This window comes from uncultured Streptococcus sp., from assembly GCF_963518475.1.
Lineage (GTDB): Bacteria > Bacillota > Bacilli > Lactobacillales > Streptococcaceae > Streptococcus.
The window spans coordinates 71,846-91,345 of record NZ_CAUQJA010000001.1; the positions used below are offsets into that span (position 1 = coordinate 71,846).

General features: G+C 42.7%; 21 protein-coding genes and 1 pseudogene. 16 read left to right on the top strand and 6 right to left on the bottom strand.

Annotated elements, in window-relative coordinates; translation table 11 throughout:
• Positions 1-114 precede the first annotated feature (114 nt).
• The 4 genes and pseudogenes from RYK12_RS00350 to RYK12_RS00365 all read left to right on the top strand — a co-directional run.
• A pseudogene (locus RYK12_RS00350) lies at positions 115-234 on the top strand (IS630 family transposase); the annotation flags it as partial.
• A gap of 391 nt (positions 235-625) precedes the next feature.
• Positions 626-1,603: an ABC transporter substrate-binding protein gene (locus RYK12_RS00355; protein ID WP_314846371.1), complete on the top strand. Its 978-nt coding sequence runs from the start codon at positions 626-628 to the stop codon at positions 1,601-1,603.
• Positions 1,604-1,614: 11 nt separating this feature from the next.
• Complete coding sequence (locus RYK12_RS00360; RefSeq protein WP_314846372.1) at positions 1,615-2,508, top strand: ABC transporter permease subunit; 894 nt, start codon at positions 1,615-1,617, stop codon at positions 2,506-2,508.
• A gap of 12 nt (positions 2,509-2,520) precedes the next feature.
• Positions 2,521-3,324 carry an ATP-binding cassette domain-containing protein gene (locus RYK12_RS00365; protein ID WP_314846373.1) on the top strand — a complete coding sequence of 268 codons (804 nt, stop codon included), beginning with the start codon at positions 2,521-2,523 and terminating at the stop codon, positions 3,322-3,324.
• 32 nt (positions 3,325-3,356) lie between these two features.
• On the opposite strand, the gene treR is transcribed toward RYK12_RS00365, so the two are convergent.
• Positions 3,357-4,067: a trehalose operon repressor gene (gene treR, locus RYK12_RS00370; RefSeq protein WP_314846375.1), complete on the bottom strand. Its 711-nt coding sequence runs from the start codon at positions 4,065-4,067 to the stop codon at positions 3,357-3,359.
• 298 nt (positions 4,068-4,365) lie between these two features.
• Between treR and treP the strand changes: the two genes are divergently transcribed.
• The 12 genes from treP to yidD all read left to right on the top strand — a co-directional run bounded on the left by treP (position 4,366) and on the right by yidD (position 14,479).
• The gene (gene treP, locus RYK12_RS00375) at positions 4,366-6,333 is read left to right on the top strand and encodes a PTS system trehalose-specific EIIBC component (RefSeq protein WP_314846376.1); all 1,968 of its coding nucleotides are present in this window, start codon (positions 4,366-4,368) and stop codon (positions 6,331-6,333) included.
• Between the two features lie 215 nt (positions 6,334-6,548).
• Complete coding sequence (gene treC / locus RYK12_RS00380) at positions 6,549-8,174, top strand: alpha,alpha-phosphotrehalase (RefSeq protein ID WP_314846377.1); 1,626 nt, start codon at positions 6,549-6,551, stop codon at positions 8,172-8,174.
• A 141-nt stretch (positions 8,175-8,315) separates the two neighbouring features.
• Positions 8,316-8,564, top strand: coding sequence for a YneF family protein (locus tag RYK12_RS00385; RefSeq protein WP_000364990.1), 249 nt, complete (start codon positions 8,316-8,318; stop codon positions 8,562-8,564).
• Between the two features lie 199 nt (positions 8,565-8,763).
• Positions 8,764-9,558, top strand: a complete 795-nt coding sequence (gene racE, locus RYK12_RS00390; protein ID WP_314846381.1) for a glutamate racemase — start codon at positions 8,764-8,766, stop codon at positions 9,556-9,558.
• Positions 9,555-10,526, top strand: a complete 972-nt coding sequence (locus RYK12_RS00395) for a nucleoside-triphosphate diphosphatase (RefSeq protein ID WP_000182419.1) — start codon at positions 9,555-9,557, stop codon at positions 10,524-10,526. The genes racE and RYK12_RS00395 overlap by 4 nt, the downstream gene beginning before the upstream one ends.
• Positions 10,502-11,023, top strand: coding sequence for a metallophosphoesterase (locus RYK12_RS00400; protein WP_001118952.1), 522 nt, complete (start codon positions 10,502-10,504; stop codon positions 11,021-11,023). The genes RYK12_RS00395 and RYK12_RS00400 overlap by 25 nt, the downstream gene beginning before the upstream one ends.
• Entirely contained in the window at positions 11,020-11,481 is a 462-nt protein-coding gene (cbpB, locus tag RYK12_RS00405; protein WP_314846382.1) for a cyclic-di-AMP-binding protein CbpB, read from the top strand. Before RYK12_RS00400 ends, cbpB begins: the two co-directional genes overlap by 4 nt.
• Positions 11,478-12,212 (top strand): site-specific tyrosine recombinase XerD, encoded by a 735-nt coding sequence (gene xerD / locus RYK12_RS00410; protein WP_314846383.1) that lies wholly within the window; start codon positions 11,478-11,480, stop codon positions 12,210-12,212. Before cbpB ends, xerD begins: the two co-directional genes overlap by 4 nt.
• Positions 12,212-12,940, top strand: a complete 729-nt coding sequence (locus tag RYK12_RS00415) for a segregation/condensation protein A (RefSeq protein WP_049551789.1) — start codon at positions 12,212-12,214, stop codon at positions 12,938-12,940. The genes xerD and RYK12_RS00415 overlap by 1 nt, the downstream gene beginning before the upstream one ends.
• A gap of 18 nt (positions 12,941-12,958) precedes the next feature.
• The gene (gene scpB, locus RYK12_RS00420) at positions 12,959-13,528 is read left to right on the top strand and encodes an SMC-Scp complex subunit ScpB (RefSeq protein WP_201058758.1); all 570 of its coding nucleotides are present in this window, start codon (positions 12,959-12,961) and stop codon (positions 13,526-13,528) included.
• On the top strand, positions 13,515-14,237 hold the full coding sequence (locus RYK12_RS00425; protein WP_001222228.1) for a pseudouridine synthase: 723 nt from the start codon (positions 13,515-13,517) through the stop codon (positions 14,235-14,237). The genes scpB and RYK12_RS00425 overlap by 14 nt, the downstream gene beginning before the upstream one ends.
• Positions 14,237-14,479: a membrane protein insertion efficiency factor YidD gene (yidD, locus tag RYK12_RS00430; protein ID WP_000821624.1), complete on the top strand. Its 243-nt coding sequence runs from the start codon at positions 14,237-14,239 to the stop codon at positions 14,477-14,479. Before RYK12_RS00425 ends, yidD begins: the two co-directional genes overlap by 1 nt.
• 111 nt (positions 14,480-14,590) lie before the next feature.
• On the opposite strand, the gene RYK12_RS00435 is transcribed toward yidD, so the two are convergent.
• The 5 genes from RYK12_RS00435 to galE all read right to left on the bottom strand — a co-directional run bounded on the left by RYK12_RS00435 (position 14,591) and on the right by galE (position 19,452).
• Positions 14,591-15,556 carry a siderophore ABC transporter substrate-binding protein gene (locus RYK12_RS00435; RefSeq protein ID WP_314846388.1) on the bottom strand — a complete coding sequence of 322 codons (966 nt, stop codon included), beginning with the start codon at positions 15,554-15,556 and terminating at the stop codon, positions 14,591-14,593.
• 99 nt (positions 15,557-15,655) lie between these two features.
• Positions 15,656-16,408 carry an ATP-binding cassette domain-containing protein gene (locus RYK12_RS00440; protein ID WP_314846389.1) on the bottom strand — a complete coding sequence of 251 codons (753 nt, stop codon included), beginning with the start codon at positions 16,406-16,408 and terminating at the stop codon, positions 15,656-15,658.
• A complete protein-coding gene (locus tag RYK12_RS00445; RefSeq protein WP_314846390.1) occupies positions 16,405-17,361 on the bottom strand; it encodes an iron chelate uptake ABC transporter family permease subunit in 957 nt (318 codons plus the stop codon). Before RYK12_RS00445 ends, RYK12_RS00440 begins: the two co-directional genes overlap by 4 nt.
• Positions 17,351-18,310 carry an ABC transporter permease gene (locus tag RYK12_RS00450; protein WP_314846392.1) on the bottom strand — a complete coding sequence of 320 codons (960 nt, stop codon included), beginning with the start codon at positions 18,308-18,310 and terminating at the stop codon, positions 17,351-17,353. Before RYK12_RS00450 ends, RYK12_RS00445 begins: the two co-directional genes overlap by 11 nt.
• Before the next feature lie 143 nt (positions 18,311-18,453).
• On the bottom strand, positions 18,454-19,452 hold the full coding sequence (gene galE / locus RYK12_RS00455; protein ID WP_314846393.1) for a UDP-glucose 4-epimerase GalE: 999 nt from the start codon (positions 19,450-19,452) through the stop codon (positions 18,454-18,456).
• Between the last annotated feature and the right edge of the window lie 48 nt (positions 19,453-19,500).

Genomic DNA, 19,500 nt, shown 5'->3' on the forward strand with positions numbered 1-19,500 from the left:
TGTCGTATTGACTATTGGTTTTAAACAATATAAAATAACTGTCGATTTTTTGTCCGACTGCCAAGAGTCAGTTTAATACTATACTAAAATCAAAACGCATTATATAATAGTGATATGAAATCAACCAAAGAAGAAATACAAGCCATCAAAACACTTTTAAAAGACTCTAGTACAACTAAATACCATAAAAGTCTTCAAATCGTTCTATTTTGTCTAATGGGCAAATTTTTGAAATTATCCTAAAAGAATTGAAAGAATTATGAAAGAATTTTCGAAAAATTTTAAAAAATTCTGAAATATTCTTGACAGGTGATGAAAAAGGTGGTAAGATAGGAAACATCAAAAAAGAAAGCAGAAAAAGAAATGAATAAGAGACAAGCTGTAACGATGAATCAAAACTTTTACTTTAGCTACTTTAGATAGTGTTTGTAGACATGTCACCATGGATGCAAACAGTTCAAGCAATTTGTTTGTATCTATGTGGCTAAGATTTTTGATTGTGGTCCATATAGATGAATATCTAAATGGACTAGCTAAGTTGTAACTTGTTAGATTATTTGAAGCATCCGTTTAGATAGTATCTAGGCGGTTTTTTGTTTTATCTTTTCTGAGAAGGAGTTTCATTATGAAAGTTGTTCGAAAATTACTAGCCCCCCTCTTAGTAGTGGGGATCCTCTTGACCTCTCTGATCAGTTTGCATCAGTTGAAGGCAGATAAGAAAAAAGATGTGTTTCGTATCGGTATTTCGCAGTTTATTACTCATCAATCTTTGGACGCTACTAGAGAAGGTTTTGTGGATGAGCTGGCCAAACAAGGCTATATTGAAGGGGAAAATATCGAGATTGATTTGCAAAATGCACAAGGAGAACAAAGAAATCTAAAAACGATTTCCCAGCAACTAGCAGAATCTAGTGATGTCGTTCTAGCTATCGCAACGCCTTCTGCTCAGAGCTTGGCCAATACAACACAAACGACACCTGTTATTTTTTCAGCGGTAACAGATCCTGTCAGTGCCAAGTTGGTTGAGTCAAGAGAACACCCTGGGGGCAATGTGACTGGGACAAGTGACCAGTCATCAGATGCCATTTCAACCCAAATCAATTTGATAAAGAAAGTGTTACCAAAGGCTAAAACGATTGGAATCCTCTATACTCAGAGCGAGCCAAATTCAGTTGTCCAAAAGGATGAAGCTAAGCGCCTTCTGGAAGAAAAAGGCTTTACCTTTGTTGAAAAAACAATCTTGGACAGTAACAACGTCAAGGCTGCAGCAGAAAGCTTGATGGCAGAGGTAGATATGGTTTTTGTACCAACGGATAATATCATTTCATCAACCATGGAAACAGTCAAGCAGGTTTCTATTAAACACAAGGTTCCAGTATTCGGTGGTTCAACAGAAATGATTGCTGTTGGTGGCTTGTATAACTACGGAACCAATTATGAAGAATTGGGAAGGCAGACAGCTCGCATGCTGATTCGTGTTTTAAAAGGTGAAAAGCCAGAAAATATAGCAGTTGAGTTGCCTGAAAAACTGGAATTGCATACCAATCAAGAAATGGCAGATGCATTGGGAATTGATATTAGTAAGTTAGAAGGCAAGGAATAAGGAGGTTTAAGATGAATTTTGTGTTATCTAGTTTATCAGAAGGTTTGTTGTGGTCGATTATGGCGATTGGGGTCTACTTGACTTTCCGTATTTTGGATATTGCGGATATGACTGCTGAAGGAGCCTTTCCACTGGGGGCGGCTGTCGTCGTATCTCAGATACAGGCAGGGACAAATCCTTGGATTGCGACCTTACTTGCTTTGCTGGCAGGTATGGTAGCAGGTCTTGTATCAGGAATGCTCCACACCAAGATGAAAATTCCAGCTCTCTTGACAGGGATTGTGACCTTGACAGGGCTTTATTCAATCAATATTAAAATCATGGGAAGTGTGCCCAATCTTTCCTTGGGAGATTCTTCAACTGTCTTTAAACAGTTGGCGAGCTTGGGGCTGTCAAATGAAGAAGCTGTTTTCTCACTCAGTTTGGCCTGTCTCTTACTTGTTTGTTTGGTCTTGACTCTTTTGATGAAAACAGAGATTGGCTTGGTCTTGCGTTCGACTGGGGACAATATTCCTATGAGTGAGGCAAATGGGGTCAATGTAGACACGATGAAGATTGTTGCTTACATGATTTCAAACGGCTTGATTGCCCTATGTGGTTCTTTGTTTGCCCAAAATGATGGATTTTCAGATGTGACTTCTGGGACAGGAACCATTGTTGTTGGTTTGAGTGCAGTGATTATTGCGGAAGTCTTGATACACGACTTGACCATTGGAGGCCGCTTGTTATCCATCGGAATCGGTGCTATTGTATACCGTTTGATTATTTTAAATATCTATGAAATTCCAAATCTAGATCAAAATCTAGTTCGTCTCTTTAATGCAATCTTGCTCGCCTTAGTTTTATTTGCACCAGAATTGCAAAAGAGATTAAAGATTCGTGGTCTGAAATTGAGAAATGAATAGGAGGAGAAAGGTATGTCTAGTTTGTTAACACTTGAAAATATTCACAAAATATTTGAAGCAGGGACGGTCAATGAGAACCATGTCCTCAAAGGATTAGATTTAGAGGTTGAAGAGGGAGATTTTATCTCTGTGATTGGTGGAAATGGAGCAGGGAAATCCACTTTGATGAATATCTTGGCTGGCAATCTATCGGTGGATGAAGGGGACCTTCTACTGGCAGGCAAATCCATTAAAAATCTGAGTGTAAGAAAGAGAGCCAAGGATATCGCTCGTGTTTTTCAAGATCCTAAGATGGGAACAGCTTCTCGTTTGACGATTGAGGAGAATATGGCTATTGCCTTGAGACGCGGACAGAAGAGAGGGCTTGGTTGGGGCGTGAAGGAGAAGGATAGAATCCAGTTCCAAGAGGCCTTGAAGGAGTTGAATATTGGTCTTGAAAACCGCTTAAAAGTAGATACTCAATATCTCTCAGGAGGACAAAGACAGGCCTTGACCCTAGTCATGGCAGCTCTGGTGAAACCCAAACTTTTGCTTTTGGATGAACATACTGCGGCACTTGATCCAAAAACCAGTCAAATGGTGATGGACTTGACGCAAAAGATTGTGGAACACCATCAGCTGACGACTTTGATGATTACCCATGATATGAACCATGCGATTGAGTACGGAAACCGTCTCATTATGCTCTATCAGGGTAAGATAGTGGTGGATGTCAAAGGAGAGGAGAAAAAGCATCTGACAGTTGAAGATCTCATGCATCTCTTCCAGAAAAATAGTGGCCAAAGTCTAGTCAGTGATGAATTGGTTTTGGGATAAAGAAAAAGGCTGAGATCTAGTGTCTCAGTCTTTTATTTCTTACGTTTTGCAAAATCTACAAAGTGAAATTTTTCTAATTTATGCCGACTTTCGGTAAATTGAAATTGGCGCCCGTCTTGGAGATAGACTTTTGACTTGATTGAAACGACATAAGGGTCTTTGCCTATGTCCATGAGAATCTTGTCCCGGTCATTTGAGTGGTCAATGGTTATTTCCTTTTGAGCATAATCAATAAGGAGTTTGAGGTCGTCCTCTATATAAGAGTAGATAGACTGCTCAGCAATTTGGCGAGTGATATTTGGGATTAGTTCCATATCCAGATAGTCAATATCCAGTACAGAGACTTGATCATCCACCACACGCTGGCGAACCACCTTCCAAACCATACGAAAATCTGGGAAGCCAGTTATTAGCGAGGATTTTTTATCAATAATAATCTTGTCCAGACTGACCACGTTGGTTTTAGAGCGCAGTCCAAGTTCTTGAACCAGTTCTTGGTAGCTGGTTAGGTTGGATACAGGGAAATTGACGGTTTCTTCTTTGACGACTTGAGAACCTTGCCCTCTTATCTTTTTGATCAATCCTTCCTCTTGGAGGAGAGACAGGGCCTTTCGGACGGTATCACGACTTACCTGATACTGGTTCATAAGGTCGTGCTCGCTAGGAAGGAAATCTCCGACAGCATAAGTCTCGTTTTGAATGGTTTCTTGGATTTGCTTAAATAATTGTTGGTATTTCTTCATTGTACTTCCTTATACTCTTCGAAAATCTCTTCAAACCACGTCAGCTCTATCTGCAACCTCAAAACAGTGTTTTGAGCAACCTGCGGCTAGCTTCCTAGTTTGCTCTTTGATTTTCATTGAGTATTAAATGGGTTTTTAGTCTAGTTTAATGAACACCTGTATCTATTTTACCATACAAGTGCTAGAAAATTTACAAAAAAACACTCTTTTTACACCAAACAAGTTTCAGACAAGTTTGGTATCGTTTACAATATACTTATCAAATCAAACTTGCTTTGATAAGTATAAGGAGAATCAAATGGGAAAATTTGAACAAGAAGCTAAAGATCTGCTTCAGGCAATTGGAGGCAAAGAAAATGTGATTGCTGTAACCCACTGTGCGACACGGATGCGGTTTGTTTTAGGAGATGATAAAAAGGCTAATGTTAAGGCTATCGAGTCAATTCCAGCTGTTAAAGGAACCTTTACCAATGCAGGTCAATTTCAGGTGATTATTGGGAATGATGTGCCCATCTTTTATAATGATTTTACAGCTGTTTCAGGCATTGAGGGTGTTTCCAAAGAAGCAGCCAAGTCTGCAGCTAAGAGTAATCAAAACGTGGTCCAACGTGTCATGACCACTCTGGCGGAAATCTTTACTCCGATTATTCCAGCCTTGATTGTTGGTGGATTGATTCTTGGTTTTCGTAATGTCTTGGAAGGTGTGCATTGGTCTATGTTGGATGGCAAGACCATCACGGAATCCTCTCAGTTTTGGGCAGGGGTTAATCACTTCCTCTGGTTGCCGGGTGAAGCTATCTTCCAGTTCTTACCAGTAGGGATTACCTGGTCTGTCTCTCGTAAGATGGGAACCAGCCAAATCTTGGGAATTGTTCTCGGAATCTGTTTGGTATCGCCTCAGTTGCTCAATGCCTATGCGGTTGCTTCAACGCCAGCAGCTGATATTGCGGCAAACTGGGTTTGGAATTTTGGTTACTTTACTGTTAATCGTATCGGTTACCAAGCCCAAGTTATTCCAGCCTTGCTTGCAGGTTTGAGTCTGTCTTATCTTGAAATTTTCTGGCGCAAGCATATTCCAGAAGTGATTTCCATGATTTTTGTGCCTTTCTTGTCATTGATTCCAGCTTTGATTTTGGCTCATACTGTTTTGGGACCAATTGGTTGGACAATTGGTCAAGGACTTTCATCAGTTGTATTGGCAGTTTTGACGGGTCCAGTTAAATGGCTCTTCGGTGCGATTTTTGGTGCCCTCTACGCTCCATTTGTCATCACAGGTCTACATCATATGACCAATGCTATTGATACACAATTGATTGCGGATGCTGGTGGAACTGCCCTCTGGCCTATGATTGCTCTTTCTAATATTGCCCAAGGTTCGGCCGTATTTGCTTACTATTTCATGCACCGTCATGATGAGCGTGAGGCTCAGGTTTCACTTCCTGCCACTATTTCAGCCTATCTTGGTGTTACAGAACCAGCCCTCTTTGGGGTCAATGTCAAATACATCTATCCATTTGTAGCTGGAATGACTGGTTCAGCTCTTGCAGGCATGTTATCCGTTACTTTTAATGTAACTGCGGCTTCTATTGGTATCGGTGGTTTGCCAGGTATCCTATCTATTCAACCTCAATACATGTTGCCATTTGCAGGAACTATGCTAGTCGCTATTCTTGTTCCAATGCTCTTGACTTTCTTCTTCCGCAAGGCCGGTCTCTTTACAAAAACAGAGGACGATACGGACTTGCAGGCAGAATTCGTTGCTCAAGAAGAAGCAGAATTTGTGAGCCATGAACCAGTAGAACATACTCCAGTAGAAATTGTTAGCCCACTTGAAGGACAAGTAAAAGAACTAAGTCAAGCAACTGATCCAGTCTTTGCTTCAGGTGTCATGGGGCAAGGTCTGGTCATTGAACCAAGTCAAGGTGAGTTGACTTCTCCAGTCAATGGGACAGTGACGGTTCTTTTCCCTACCAAGCATGCCATCGGTATTGTCTCTGATGAGGGAGTGGAATTGCTCATTCACATCGGTATGGATACAGTTGGTCTTGATGGCAAAGGATTTGAAAGTCTTGTAGCCCAAGGAGATCATGTCACAGTTGGTCAGAAACTGATTCGTTTTGATATGGATGTCATTAAGGCTGCAGGTCTGGTAACAGAAACTCCTGTCATTATTACCAATCAAGATGCTTATACAGCGACTATTACTGGAACTTATCCGACAACGATCCAAGCTGGAGAAGATCTCATGGTCGCAACACGAATCTAATACTCTTCGAAAATCTCTTCAAACCACGTCAGCGTCGCCTTACCGTAGGTATGGTTACTGACTTCGTCAGTTCTATCCGCAACCTCAAAACAGTGTTTTGAGCAACCTGCGGCTAGCTTCCTAGTTTGCTCTTTGCTTTTCATTGAGTATAATTGAAATAGCACAAATAGGGACGGAAGACTGCTTCCTCCCTTTTATCAGAAAAGGAGAAACAGATGACACTTGATAAAGGAAAAGTAGTCTATCAAATCTATCCAAAATCTTACAAAGACACCACTGGAAATGGTATTGGGGACTTTCGTGGGATTATCGAAAAAATCCCCTATTTAGCCAAACTGGGCGTGGATATGGTCTGGCTCAATCCATTCTATCCAAGCCCTCAACGGGATAATGGTTACGATATTTCAGATTATATGGCAGTAGATCCTCTTTTTGGTGATATGGCTGATTTTGAGGAAATGGTGCGTGTCGGTAAAGAGCACAAGATTGACTTTATGCTGGACATGGTGCTCAATCATTGTTCGACAGAACATGAATGGTTTCAGAAAGCCTTAGCTGGTGACAAGTATTATCAAGACTTTTTCTTCGTCCAAGACCAACCAACAGACTGGCAGTCTAAGTTTGGTGGCTCTGCTTGGGCACCTTTCGGGGATACGGGGAAATACTACCTTCACCTCTTTGATGAGACCCAGGCTGACCTTAACTGGCGCAATCTCAATGTTCGTAAGGAGCTTTTCAAGGTTGTTAATTTCTGGCGCGACAAGGGTGTCAAAGGTTTCCGATTTGATGTAGTCAATTTGATCGGTAAGGACGAGGTTTTAGTGGACTGTCCTGAAAATGAAGGGAAGCCAGCTTATACAGATAAGCCCATCGTTCATGACTATTTGCGTATGATGAACCAAGCCACTTTTGGATCCGACGATAGCTTTATGACAGTTGGAGAAATGTCTTCTACCACCATGGAAAACTGTGTCCTCTATTCGTCGCCTGACCGTCAGGAATTATCCATGACCTTTAATTTTCATCATCTAAAGGTGGACTACAAGGATGGACAAAAGTGGACCTTGGCTCCCTTTGATTTTGAAGAGTTGAAAAGACTTTACCATAGCTGGGGCAAGGAGATGAGTGATAAAGATGGGTGGAGCGCCCTCTTTTGGAACAATCACGACCAACCACGCGCTTTGAACCGTTTTGTTGATATTCAAAACTTCCGCAAGGAAGGAGCCACCATGCTGGCAGCCAGCATTCACCTGTCACGTGGAACACCTTATATCTATATGGGTGAGGAAATCGGGATGATTGACCCAGACTATGATTCGATGGCTGATTATGTGGATGTCGAATCGCTCAATGCTTATCAGATGCTCTTAGAAGAAGGAAAGAGTCAGGAAGAATCCTTCCAGATTATTCAAGCTAAGTCGCGTGATAATTCACGAATTCCCATGCAGTGGGATGCTTCTGAAAATGCAGGCTTCACAGTAAGTACTCCTTGGCTCAAGGCAGGAAAATTCTACCCTCACATCAATGTAGAAAATGAAATCCAAGGTCCGATTTTCACCTTCTACCAAGACTTGATTCGACTTCGCAAAGAAATGCCTATCATCTCAGAAGGAAGTTACAAACCAGCCTTTGAAGATAGCAAACAAGTCTATGCTTTTGAACGCCAGTATGAGGATGAAAAGTTGCTAGTGCTCAATAATTTTTATGCTACAGAAGTGGAAATCGACTTACCTCTAGCCTACCAAAATGGACAAATTTTGATTTCAAACTATGAAGATGTAGAAGTGTCTGAAAAAATTCTACTCAACCCCTATCAAATGCTGGCTATTTATGTAAATTAAACTCAGCAAGGAGCCCTCTTTTGCAGAAAAGCAGGGTTCTTTTTGTTGTCTATTCCATCCTTGAAAGCGTAAAACAAACTAGTCAGGGTGGCTAGTTTATGGTATAATGAAAGGGACTCAAAAAGAAACAGGAGAAAAATGATGGATTTACTTTTAGCAATTGTATTGATTGTGCTAGCTTTTCTAGGAGGAGCTCTTGGAGGAATGTACTTGGTTCGTAAGCAAATTGAAAAAGAATTCGCTGACAACCCACGTTTGAATGCTGAAGCAGTTCGTACTCTTTTGAGTGCAAATGGTCAAAAACCAAGCGAAGCTAAGGTACAACAAGTTTACCACCAAATCATCCGACAACAAAAAGCAGCCCTTGCTAACAATAAAAAGAAAAAATAAATAAGGAAAAGTCTGGGATGAAAGTTCCAGACTTCTCACTATGTTGGCTATGGTTTAGGGATGAGACTTTTTCCTTGCATTCTATTGATATTTGATTATGATTAAGAGAGATAGTTGTTGATGAAGTTGTTCTTCAGTTCATGAAGACAAGTAATCATAATGAACTATCAATCAGAAAAAAGACTAGAAAGAAGACTGTATGGATAATCGACCAATTGGTTTTTTGGATTCGGGTGTCGGGGGCTTGACCGTTGTGCGTGAGCTCATGCGCCAGCTTCCTCATGAAGAAATCGTCTATATTGGAGATTCGGCGCGGGCGCCCTATGGTCCCCGTCCTGCTGAGCAAATTCGTGAATATACTTGGCAGTTGGTCAACTTTCTCTTGACCAAGGATGTCAAAATGATTGTCATTGCTTGTAACACTGCGACTGCGGTCGTCTGGGAAGAAATCAAGGCTCAACTCAACATTCCCGTCCTAGGTGTGATTTTGCCAGGAGCTTCGGCAGCCATCAAGTCCAGCCAAGGTGGGAAAATCGGGGTCATTGGAACACCCATGACGGTAAAATCAGACATCTACCGTCAGAAAATCCATGATTTGGATCCGGACTTACAGGTGGAGAGTTTGGCCTGTCCCAAGTTTGCCCCCTTGGTCGAGTCGGGTGCCCTGTCAACCAGTGTTACCAAAAAAGTGGTTTATGAAACCCTGCGTCCCTTGGTTGGAAAAGTGGATAGCCTGATTTTGGGTTGTACCCATTATCCACTGCTCAGACCTATTATTCAAAATGTCATGGGACCCAAGGTTCAGCTCATCGATAGTGGGGCAGAGTGCGTACGGGATATCTCAGTCTTACTCAATTATTTTGAAATCAATCGTGGTCGCGATGCTGGACCACTCCATCACCGTTTTTACACAACAGCCAGCAGCCAAAGTTTTGCACAAATTGGTGAAGAATGGCTGGAAAAAGAGATTTATGTGGAGCATGTAGAATTATGACAAATAAAATTTATGAATATAAGGATGACCAGGACTGGTATGTCGGCTCATATAGTATTTTTGGTGGTGTCCGGACATTGACTGATGAAGACTTGGATTTTCCTCTATTTGAGTTTGCCCAAAGATTTCGAGATGAGGAACAAGGTTTTCCTATTTCTGTGATTGTTTTACGCTATGGTTCTCTCTACCGTTTATTGTCTTTTGTGGTAGATATCCTCAACCAAGAAATGGGACGAAATCTGGAAGTCATCCAACGTCAGGGAGCTTTTCTCTTGATTGAAAATGGGCAACTCCTGCATGTAGCATTGCCTAAAGAAGGGGTCAATGTTCATGATTTCTTTGAGACAAGCAAGGTCAGAGAAACCTTATTGATTGCGACTCGAAACGAAGGCAAGACCAAAGAGTTCCGAGCTATCTTTGATAAGTTAGGCTACGATGTGGAAAATCTTAATGACTATCCTGACCTGCCTGAAGTAGCTGAAACAGGCATGACCTTCGAAGAAAATGCCCGTCTCAAGGCAGAAACCATTTCTCAATTAACGGGCAAGATGGTTTTGGCAGATGACTCAGGTCTCAAAGTCGATGTCCTAGGTGGCTTGCCAGGTGTCTGGTCAGCTCGTTTCGCAGGTGTGGGAGCTACTGACCGTGAAAACAATGCCAAACTCTTGCACGAATTGGCCATGGTCTTTGAACTCAAGGACCGCTCGGCTCAATTCCATACAACCCTAGTCGTGGCCAGTCCAAACAAGGAAAGCTTGGTTGTTGAGGCAGACTGGCCAGGCTACATTAACTTTGAACCTAAGGGTGAAAATGGCTTTGGCTATGATCCTCTCTTCCTTGTAGGAGAGACAGGCAAGTCATCAGCTGAATTAACCCTTGAAGAAAAAAATAGTCAATCTCACCGTGCCTTAGCCGTTAAGAAACTTTTGGAGGTATTTCCATCATGGCAAAGCAAACCATCATTGTAATGAGCGATTCTCATGGCGATAGCTTGATTGTGGAAGAAATCCGTGATCGCTATGTAGGCAAAGTTGATGCCGTTTTTCATAATGGCGATTCTGAACTGCGTCCTGATTCTCCCCTTTGGGAAGGCATCCGTGTTGTTAAAGGGAACATGGACTTCTACGCCGGCTACCCAGAACGTTTGGTGACCGAGCTTGGTTCGACCAAGATTATCCAAACTCATGGTCACTTGTTTGACATCAATTTCAACTTTCAAAAGTTGGACTACTGGGCTCAGGAGGAAGAGGCCGATATCTGCCTCTATGGTCACTTGCATGTGCCAAGTGCTTGGATGGAGGGCAAAACCCTCTTTCTAAATCCAGGTTCTATCAGCCAACCACGAGGTACCATCAGAGAATGTCTCTATGCTCGTGTGGAGATTGATGATAGCTATTTCAAAGTGGATTTTTTGACACGAGACCACGAGGTGTATCCAGGCCTGTCCAAGGAGTTTAGCAGATGATTGCCAAGGAGTTTGAGACTTTCTTGCTAGGCCAAGAGGAAACTTTTTTGACCCCTGCTGAAAATCTAGCTGTGTTGATTGATACCCACAATGCGGATCATGCGACCCTCTTGCTCAGTCAGATGACCTATACCCGTGTTCCCGTTGTGACAGATGAAAAGCAGTTTGTTGGGACTATTGGGCTCAGAGATATTATGGCTTATCAGATGGAGCATGACTTGAGCCCCGAAATCATGGCGGATACGGATATCGTTCATATGACGAAAAGGGACGTAGCGGTTGTTTCGCCTGATTTTACCATTACGGAGGTCTTGCACAAGCTGGTAGATGAGTCTTTCTTGCCGGTTGTGGATGCGTCAGGGATTTTCCAAGGGATTATCACGCGCAAGTCTATCCTCAAGGCTGTCAATGCTCTCTTGCATGACTTTAGTAAGGACTATGAGATTCGATGCCGATGAGAGATAGGATTTCAGCCTTTTTAGAGGAAAAGCAGGGTTTATCTGCCAATTCTAAGCAGTCTTATAAGTATGATTTGGAGCAATTTTTAGACATTGTGGGCGAGCGGATTTCTGAGACCAGTCTCAAGATATATCAAGCCCAGCTAGCCAATCTAAAAATCAGTGCCCAGAAGCGAAAGATTTCGGCCTGTAACCAATTTCTCTACTTTCTCTATCAAAAAGGAGAAGTGGATAGCTTTTACCGCTTGGAATTAGCCAAACAAGCTGAAAAGAAAACCGAAAATCCAGAACTCTTAGACCTAGACTCTTTTTGGCAGGAAAGTAATTATCCAGAAGGACGCTTGCTGGCGCTTCTTATCTTGGAGATGGGGCTCTTGCCAAGTGAGATTTTAGTCCTTAAGGTTGCAGATATCAATCTGGACTTTCAGGTGTTGCGAATCAAGAAGGCTTCCCAACAGAGGATTGTCAGCATTCCCACAACCTTGCTTTCAGAGTTAGAACCCTTGATGGGACAGACCTATCTCTTTGAAAGGGCAGGGAAAGCTTATTCTCGTCAGTGGGCCTTCCGTCAGTTGGAGTCCTTTGTCAAGGAGAAAGGTTTTCCAAGCCTATCAGCCCAAGCCTTGCGGGAACAGTTCATTCTACGACAAATTGAAAACAAGGTCGATTTGTACGAAATTGCAAAAAAATTAGGATTAAAAACAGTCCTGACCTTAGAAAAATATAGATAATGGATATTAAATTAAAAGATTTTGAAGGGCCCCTGGACTTGCTCTTGCACCTGGTTTCTAAGTACCAGATGGATATCTACGATGTGCCCATTACGGAAGTCATTGAGCAGTATCTAGCCTATGTCTCAACCCTGCAGGCCATGCGTCTGGAAGTGACGGGTGAGTACATGGTCATGGCCAGTCAGCTGATGTTGATCAAGAGCCGCAAGCTTCTTCCAAAGGTAGCCGAAGTAACCGACTTGGAGGATGACCTAGAGCAGGACCTTCTCTCTCAAATCGAAGAATACCGTAAGTTCAAGCTCTTGGGGGAGCACTTGGAAGCCAAGCACCAAGAACGGGCCCAGCACTATTCCAAAGCGCCGACAGAGTTGATTTACGAAGATGCCGAGCTTGTGCATGATAAGACGACCATTGATCTTTTTTTGGCTTTTTCAAATATCCTAGCCAAGAAAAAAGAGGAGTTTGCACAGAATCACACGACTATCTTGAGGGATGAGTATAAGATTGAGGACATGATGGTCATCGTGAAAGAGTCCTTGACTGGACGAGATCAGTTACGCTTGCAGGATTTGTTCAAGGAAGCCCAGAATGTCCAAGAGGTTATTACCCTCTTTTTGGCAACCTTGGAGTTAATCAAAACCCAGGAGCTGATTCTCGTGCAAGAGGAGAGTTTCGGAGATATCTATCTCATGGAAAAGAAGGAAGAAAGTCAAGTGGCCCAAAGCTAGACTTGATAGAGAGGAAAGATGAGTACTTTAGCAAAAATAGAAGCGCTCTTGTTTGTAGCGGGTGAAGATGGGATTAGGGTCCGCCAGTTAGCTGAACTCCTCTCTCTGCCACCGACAGGTATCCAACAGAGTTTAGAAAAATTAGTCCAGAAGTATGAAAAGGACACTGATTCCAGTTTGGCTCTGATTGAGACAGGTGGGGCTTATAGATTGGTGACCAAGCCTCAGTTTTCAGAGGTTTTGAAGGAATATTCCAAGGCGCCTATCAACCAGAGCTTGTCTCGAGCTGCCCTTGAGACCTTGTCCATCGTTGCCTACAAGCAACCCATCACACGGATAGAGATTGATGCCATCCGTGGGGTCAACTCGAGTGGGGCCTTGGCAAAGTTGCAGGCTTTTGACCTGATAAAGGAAGACGGGAAAAAAGAAGTCTTGGGTCGCCCCAACCTCTATGTGACTACAGATTATTTCCTAGATTACATGGGGATAAATCATTTGGAAGAATTACCAGTGATTGATGAGCTTGAAATTCAAGCCCAAGAAAGCCAATTATTTGGTGAAAGGATAGAAGAAGATGAGAATCAATAAGTATATTGCCCACGCAGGTGTGGCCAGTAGGAGAAAAGCAGAAGAGTTGATCAAGCAAGGCTTGGTGACTGTCAACGGACAGGTGGTGCGTGAACTCGCAACCACCATCAAGTCAGGCGACAAGGTCGAAGTTGAAGGCCAGCCTATCTACAACGAAGAAAAGGTCTATTATCTGCTTAACAAACCACGCGGTGTCATTTCCAGTGTGACAGATGACAAGGGCCGCAAGACGGTTGTCGACCTCTTGCCCAACGTGAAGGAGCGCATCTACCCTGTAGGTCGTTTAGACTGGGACACATCAGGTGTCTTGATTTTGACTAATGACGGGGATTTTACGGATGAAATGATTCACCCTCGTAATGAGATTGACAAGGTTTATGTCGCGCGTGTTAAAGGTGTGGCCAATAAGGATAATCTCCGCCCCTTGACCCGTGGACTTGAGATTGATGGTAAGAAAACCAAGCCGGCTGTCTATGAGATTCTCAAAGTGGATCCAGTCAAAAACCGCTCTGTGGTGCAGTTGACTATCCATGAAGGGCGTAACCACCAGGTTAAAAAGATGTTTGAAGCTGTCGGTCTTCAAGTGGACAAGTTGTCACGGACCCGTTTTGGACATCTAGACTTGACAGGACTCCGTCCAGGAGAATCCCGTCGTCTTAATAAAAAAGAAATCAGCCAACTACACACCATGGCTGTAACCAAGAAATAATGAAACGAATTTTAATAGCGCCTGTGCGCTTTTACCAACGGTTTATCTCCCCAGCCTTTCCACCCTCTTGTCGCTTTGAGCCGACTTGTTCCAACTACATGATTCAGGCTATTGAAAAACATGGCTTCAAGGGTGTCTTGATGGGCTTGGCTCGGATTTTACGTTGCCATCCCTGGTCGAAAACAGGTAAGGACCCCGTCCCAGACCATTTTTCCCTTAAACGGAATCAAGAAGAAAAATGAGGCTAGGTAAAAATATTTTAGTGAAATGATAAAAACGCATCCTATCAGGTTTGAGTGAGTCTGATAGGATGCGTTTTATCATGTAAAGATGTTAGTTGAGTTTGAAGCAGCTTATTTCAAGGCTTTTTGCGCGTCTTCAATCATGAGTTTGGTTGATTCAAGTCCGCCTCCACTTAGATACCAGAGGTCTGGTGTTAGTTGGATAATCTTACCATTTTTAGCGGCAGGTGTTTCAGCGATAAGGGCATTTTCTAGGACACCGTCGTTGCTAGAGTTGTCCCCACCGATGGCAAGGGTGCGGTTGATGACAAAGAGGATGTCAGGATTGATTTCTTTGACACTTTCAAAGCTGACTTCTTGTCCGTGGCGAGAATCTTCAAATTGAGTATCAGTTGGCTTGAATTTCAAAGCTTGGTATAAGAAAGAGAAACGAGATTGGGCACCAAAGGCTGCCATTTTTCCTTCGTTGAGGAGGATAGCAAGGGCTTTTTTGTCAGAACTTTCGTTTTTAGTAGCGACTTCTTGGATGCTCTTGTCTAGCTTGGCTAATTCTTCCTTGGCTTTCTGTGTGCCAGTTTCACCAAAGGCGCCTGCTAAGGATTCGATATTAGTCTTGGTAGAAGTCCAGTAGTCATCTTTGCCTGCTTGGAAGAGAACAGTCGGAGCGATTTCGTTGAACTTATCTACGAATTTTTGGGTACGTGGTGAAGCGATAATTAGGTCTGGTTCAAGAGCAGCAAGGGCTTCTAGGTCTGGCTCAACCATAGAACCAACATTTTTAACTTTTCCAGCTAGGTCTTTAAGATAAGTCGGAACAGTTTTTGTAGGCATTCCGACGATATTCTTTTCAAAACCTAAAGCGCGAATAGTATCCGCAGCACCGAGGTCAAAGGTCACAATCTTTTCAGGGACTTTTGAAAGTGTGACTACACCTAGTGAACTTTTAATGGTTACCTCTGTTGGAGCAGAGCTACTTGACTCCGTCTTACTAGTACTTGAGTTTGTACTACATGCACCAAGTAGGAGCAAGAAGCTGGCCGCTAGGGCAGTGAGATAAAGTTTAAGGGATGTTTTCATGATTTCTCCTTTTTAAAATGTGATAACGATGTAGGGAGTCTCTTAGATAGGCTTGTTAGCTAAGAGACAGAGGGTTCTCTAACTCGAGTTTCTTAGTTACTAGCTATAGATACAGATCTTTTTGCCATTGATATCCGCTAGCGTGATGGGAATCTCGTAAAGTTGACTGAGCAGGTCAGCCTGCATGATCTGATTTGTGGTTCCCTTGCTAAATATTTGACCGTCCTTGAAGGCGACAATTTCATCTGCATACTGACTGGCCATGTTGATATCGTGGAGGACGATGATAATGGTCTTGCCGAGCTCTGACACCAGTCGCTTGAGAATCTGCATCATGCTGACGCTTTGCTTGATGTCGAGATTGTTGAGTGGTTCGTCCAGCAAGATAAAGTCTGTATCCTGGGCCAGTACCATAGCGATAAAGACCCGCTGGAGCTGGCCGCCAGACAGACTATCGATGTAGCGGTCTTTTAAGTTTATCAGTTCCAGATAGTTCAGAGTTTCTCGAATTTTTTCCCAATCTTCTGGTCTCAGTCGACCTCGGCTGTAGGGAAAACGTCCAAAGCTGACCAGTTCTTCAACGGTTAATTTTGCCTGGTAATTGATCTTCTGCTTTAGGATGGTCAATTCTTGGGCTAGTTCTTGCGAATTCCAACTCTCGATTTCACGGCCTTTAATACTAAGTATTCCCTGATCCTTCTTGATCAGTCTGCTCATGATGGAGAGGAGAGTTGATTTTCCAGCACCATTTGGACCAATGAAGGCTGTCAGTTTCTGAGGACTGACTTCAAGCGAAATGCTTTGCAAAATATCCTGTTTTTGAATGGATTTGTCAATGTTTTTCAGTTTCACCGACGCGCCCTCCTATAAAGTAAGATAAAGAATAAGAGACCTCCAACGCTCTCAATAATCATGTTGATGCGAATTTCCAGTGCAAAGACTCGTTCGATGAGGGCTTGCCCCAAGGTCAAACTAATAAATCCAATCAGAATGGCTACGATAAAGAGCAACTTGTGTCGATAGTCTTTGACGATTAGGTAGGTGAGGTTGGCTAGCATAAAGCCGAAGAAGGCCATAGGCCCTACCAAGGCAGTGGCCGTTGAGGTCAAAAGTACGATACCCCAGAGGAGCTCTCTCTGTTCTTTTTCAACGTCGAGTCCCAATATCTGAGCCGTTTCTCTTTGCAGGTGCAAGACATCCAGAATGACTGCTTTTCGAAGGAAAAAGATTGTCAAAGCGAAGATGATCAAAGAACCGATGGCTAGGATGGAAGTGTTGAGATGTTGAAAGGAAGCAAAGAGACTGTTCTGCAGTTTATCGTATTCATTTGGATCCATCAGGACCTGAAGGAAGGTACTGATATTTCGAAAGAGACTTCCGAGGGCTAGACAGATCAGCAGTATGAAGACCAGATCTTGCTTCATTAGCGTCTTCAAGTAGCCTTGTAAGGTAAGAAAGAAGAGGGATTGGACAAGAAGTAAGACTAGGAATTCTAAAATAGGGGACTTGCCAAGTTGAAGAAACTTGCTTTCAAAAACCAGTAGTAGAGTTTGCAGTAGGACGTAGAAGGATTCGATTCCTAAAATACTTGGCGTCAGGAAACGATTTTCCGTCAGTGTTTGAAAACTAATGGTCGAAATCCCTGTCGCGATAGCTACCAAGAGATAAACGATAATCTTTTGGGAACGCAGCTTCCAAGCGAAGGTGGACAGGTGAGTAATGGGCCAAAAGTAGAGAAGGAAAGCTCCGATGGCGAGGATAATGAGAAGGCAGAAGAGTTTGGTATGTTTGCTTTTAAACTGCATCTTTTCGTCCCCCTCTCCAGAGAAGTAGGATAAAGACGACGCTACCAATGATTCCTAGTAGAAGACTGACAGACAACTCATAGGGTCGAATCAAGACTCGGGATAGGATGTCGCAGGCCAGAACTAGATTGGCCCCAACCAGTGCGACCATGAGTTTGGTTTGACTCAAATTATCTCCATAGTGCTTACGAACAAGATTGGGAACGATGACCCCGAGAAATGGCAAGCCACCCACGGTAATCATGGTGACACTAGTCGTTAGCGCCACCAGAAAGAGGGCCAGTTTTTCAAGTAGGGAGTAGGAAATCCCCAAACTTTCGCTAGTTTCTTTTCCTAGATTCATGATGGTGAAGGTTTGGGATAATTTCCAAACGGCTATCAGGATAATGAGCCCTAAAAAGAGCCATTCATACTGATGAGTCTGAATCATGGAGAAGGAGCCCTGGGTCCAGGCAGTCATACTCTGAACCAGATTGAAACGGTAGGCGATAACTTCTGTCACAGAACCGATAATCCCGCTATAGATGATCCCAATAAGAGGCAACATCCATCTTTCCTTTACAGTAAAAATGGTCATAAAGGCTAGGAAGAAGAGGGTGAATACGATGGATGAAATAAAAGCGAAGAGCATCTTTTGGGTCAGACTAGCCGACGGAAAGGCAAAGAGGCTCAATACCATTCCCAGTTTGGCGGCTTCAGTGGTTCCAACTGTACTCGGTGCAGCAAATTGATTTTGAGTGATGGTCTGCATGAGAAGTCCTGCCATACTCATACTAGAGGCAGTCAGGAGAATGCTAATGGTTCTTGGAAGACGGGACTCTTGAAAGAGGAGCCAAGTTTCATGATCTAGAGCAAAGAGTTTTCCCCATGAAAAATCACTGGTTCCAATGCTAATAGAGAGAAAGACTAGGAGTAGAAGTAAGCCAATTAAATAATGAGAAAGTTTCATACCCCATCCTTTCATGTAGATTTGATATCGAAAGATACCTGCGGATATTACTGTAACACGATTTCTTTAATCTGTCAATAAATTTTCTGACAATTTAATGAATAAAACAAGGAGAGAGCGCCAAGCCTTTCTCCTTTGTTATCCTATTCCAAAATGTTTTTGCCTTCTTTAACACGCCAATGATAATCCGATAAAATAATATCTTCAAGAGAGTAGCTAGCCTTCCAATCAAGATATTTTTTAGCTTTTGATGCGTCTGCTAGGACGCTAGCTGGGTCACCAGCACGGCGATCAACAATTTCGTGTGGTATTTTTTGATTCAGTAATTCTTCAGCAGTTTTAAAGATTTCTTTGACGGTATAGCCTTTTTCAGTTCCTAAGTTAAAGATTTGAGAAGAACTGTCTTCTTGAAATAGGTAGTTCATTCCTTTAACATGAGCCTGTGCAAGGTCCAAGACATGAATGTAATCTCGAATACATGAACCATCACGTGTATCATAGTCATCTCCAAATATTTTCAGGCTATCATTTTGTCCCAATGCGGTCTTGTTGATGTTGGGAATGATATGAGTTGGATTTTTCACTCGCAGACCGTTTGAAGCATCCATTTCAGCTCCAGCAACATTAAAGTAACGGAAAATGACATATTTCCAATCGTAGCGATTGGCCATCCAGTAAATCATTCGTTCACCCATCAGTTTTGTTTCTGCATAAGGGTTGACAGGGTCGAGCAACGTATCTTCAGTAGCTGGTTTGTCAATACAGTTGTTACCATAGAGGGAAGCAGTCGAAGAGAACATGATTTTTTGAATACCAACTTCAGATAAGACTTTGAGAACTTGGTTCATACCAGCAACATTGGCAGTGAAGTATTTACTTGGATTTTCAATACTTTCGCTCACAACAATCTCACCCGCACAATGCAGAACAGCGTCAATCTTGTTTTCTTCCAAGTAAGTTTTTAAGGCACTAGCATCATAAACATCCAGTTGTTTAAAGCTAGCACTACTATCCACAGCCGCTCGATTTCCTGTAGAGAGATTATCTAGAACATGTACCTGATAGCCAGCATTTAAAAGAGCTTTAACGGTATGGGAGCCAATGTAGCCAGCTCCACCTGTAACAAGAATTGTTTTGGTCATGATTTTTTCCTTTTCCTATTTTTGTACTATTTTAAAGAAATAAGAAGG

Bases quoted from the DNA above. Each gene is read 5' to 3' on its own strand.
- RYK12_RS00355 (WP_314846371.1), top strand. From the start codon at position 626: ATGAAAGTTGTTCGAAAATTACTAGCCCCCCTCTTAGTAGTGGGGATC.
- RYK12_RS00360 (WP_314846372.1), top strand. From the start codon at position 1,615: ATGAATTTTGTGTTATCTAGTTTATCAGAAGGTTTGTTGTGGTCGATT.
- RYK12_RS00365 (WP_314846373.1), top strand. From the start codon at position 2,521: ATGTCTAGTTTGTTAACACTTGAAAATATTCACAAAATATTTGAAGCA.
- treR (WP_314846375.1), bottom strand. From the start codon at position 4,067: ATGAAGAAATACCAACAATTATTTAAGCAAATCCAAGAAACCATTCAA.
- treP (WP_314846376.1), top strand. From the start codon at position 4,366: ATGGGAAAATTTGAACAAGAAGCTAAAGATCTGCTTCAGGCAATTGGA.
- treC (WP_314846377.1), top strand. From the start codon at position 6,549: ATGACACTTGATAAAGGAAAAGTAGTCTATCAAATCTATCCAAAATCT.
- RYK12_RS00385 (WP_000364990.1), top strand. From the start codon at position 8,316: ATGGATTTACTTTTAGCAATTGTATTGATTGTGCTAGCTTTTCTAGGA.
- racE (WP_314846381.1), top strand. From the start codon at position 8,764: ATGGATAATCGACCAATTGGTTTTTTGGATTCGGGTGTCGGGGGCTTG.
- RYK12_RS00395 (WP_000182419.1), top strand. From the start codon at position 9,555: ATGACAAATAAAATTTATGAATATAAGGATGACCAGGACTGGTATGTC.
- RYK12_RS00400 (WP_001118952.1), top strand. From the start codon at position 10,502: ATGGCAAAGCAAACCATCATTGTAATGAGCGATTCTCATGGCGATAGC.
- cbpB (WP_314846382.1), top strand. From the start codon at position 11,020: ATGATTGCCAAGGAGTTTGAGACTTTCTTGCTAGGCCAAGAGGAAACT.
- xerD (WP_314846383.1), top strand. From the start codon at position 11,478: ATGAGAGATAGGATTTCAGCCTTTTTAGAGGAAAAGCAGGGTTTATCT.
- RYK12_RS00415 (WP_049551789.1), top strand. From the start codon at position 12,212: ATGGATATTAAATTAAAAGATTTTGAAGGGCCCCTGGACTTGCTCTTG.
- scpB (WP_201058758.1), top strand. From the start codon at position 12,959: ATGAGTACTTTAGCAAAAATAGAAGCGCTCTTGTTTGTAGCGGGTGAA.
- RYK12_RS00425 (WP_001222228.1), top strand. From the start codon at position 13,515: ATGAGAATCAATAAGTATATTGCCCACGCAGGTGTGGCCAGTAGGAGA.
- yidD (WP_000821624.1), top strand. From the start codon at position 14,237: ATGAAACGAATTTTAATAGCGCCTGTGCGCTTTTACCAACGGTTTATC.
- RYK12_RS00435 (WP_314846388.1), bottom strand. From the start codon at position 15,556: ATGAAAACATCCCTTAAACTTTATCTCACTGCCCTAGCGGCCAGCTTC.
- RYK12_RS00445 (WP_314846390.1), bottom strand. From the start codon at position 17,361: ATGCAGTTTAAAAGCAAACATACCAAACTCTTCTGCCTTCTCATTATC.
- RYK12_RS00450 (WP_314846392.1), bottom strand. From the start codon at position 18,310: ATGAAACTTTCTCATTATTTAATTGGCTTACTTCTACTCCTAGTCTTT.
- galE (WP_314846393.1), bottom strand. From the start codon at position 19,452: ATGACCAAAACAATTCTTGTTACAGGTGGAGCTGGCTACATTGGCTCC.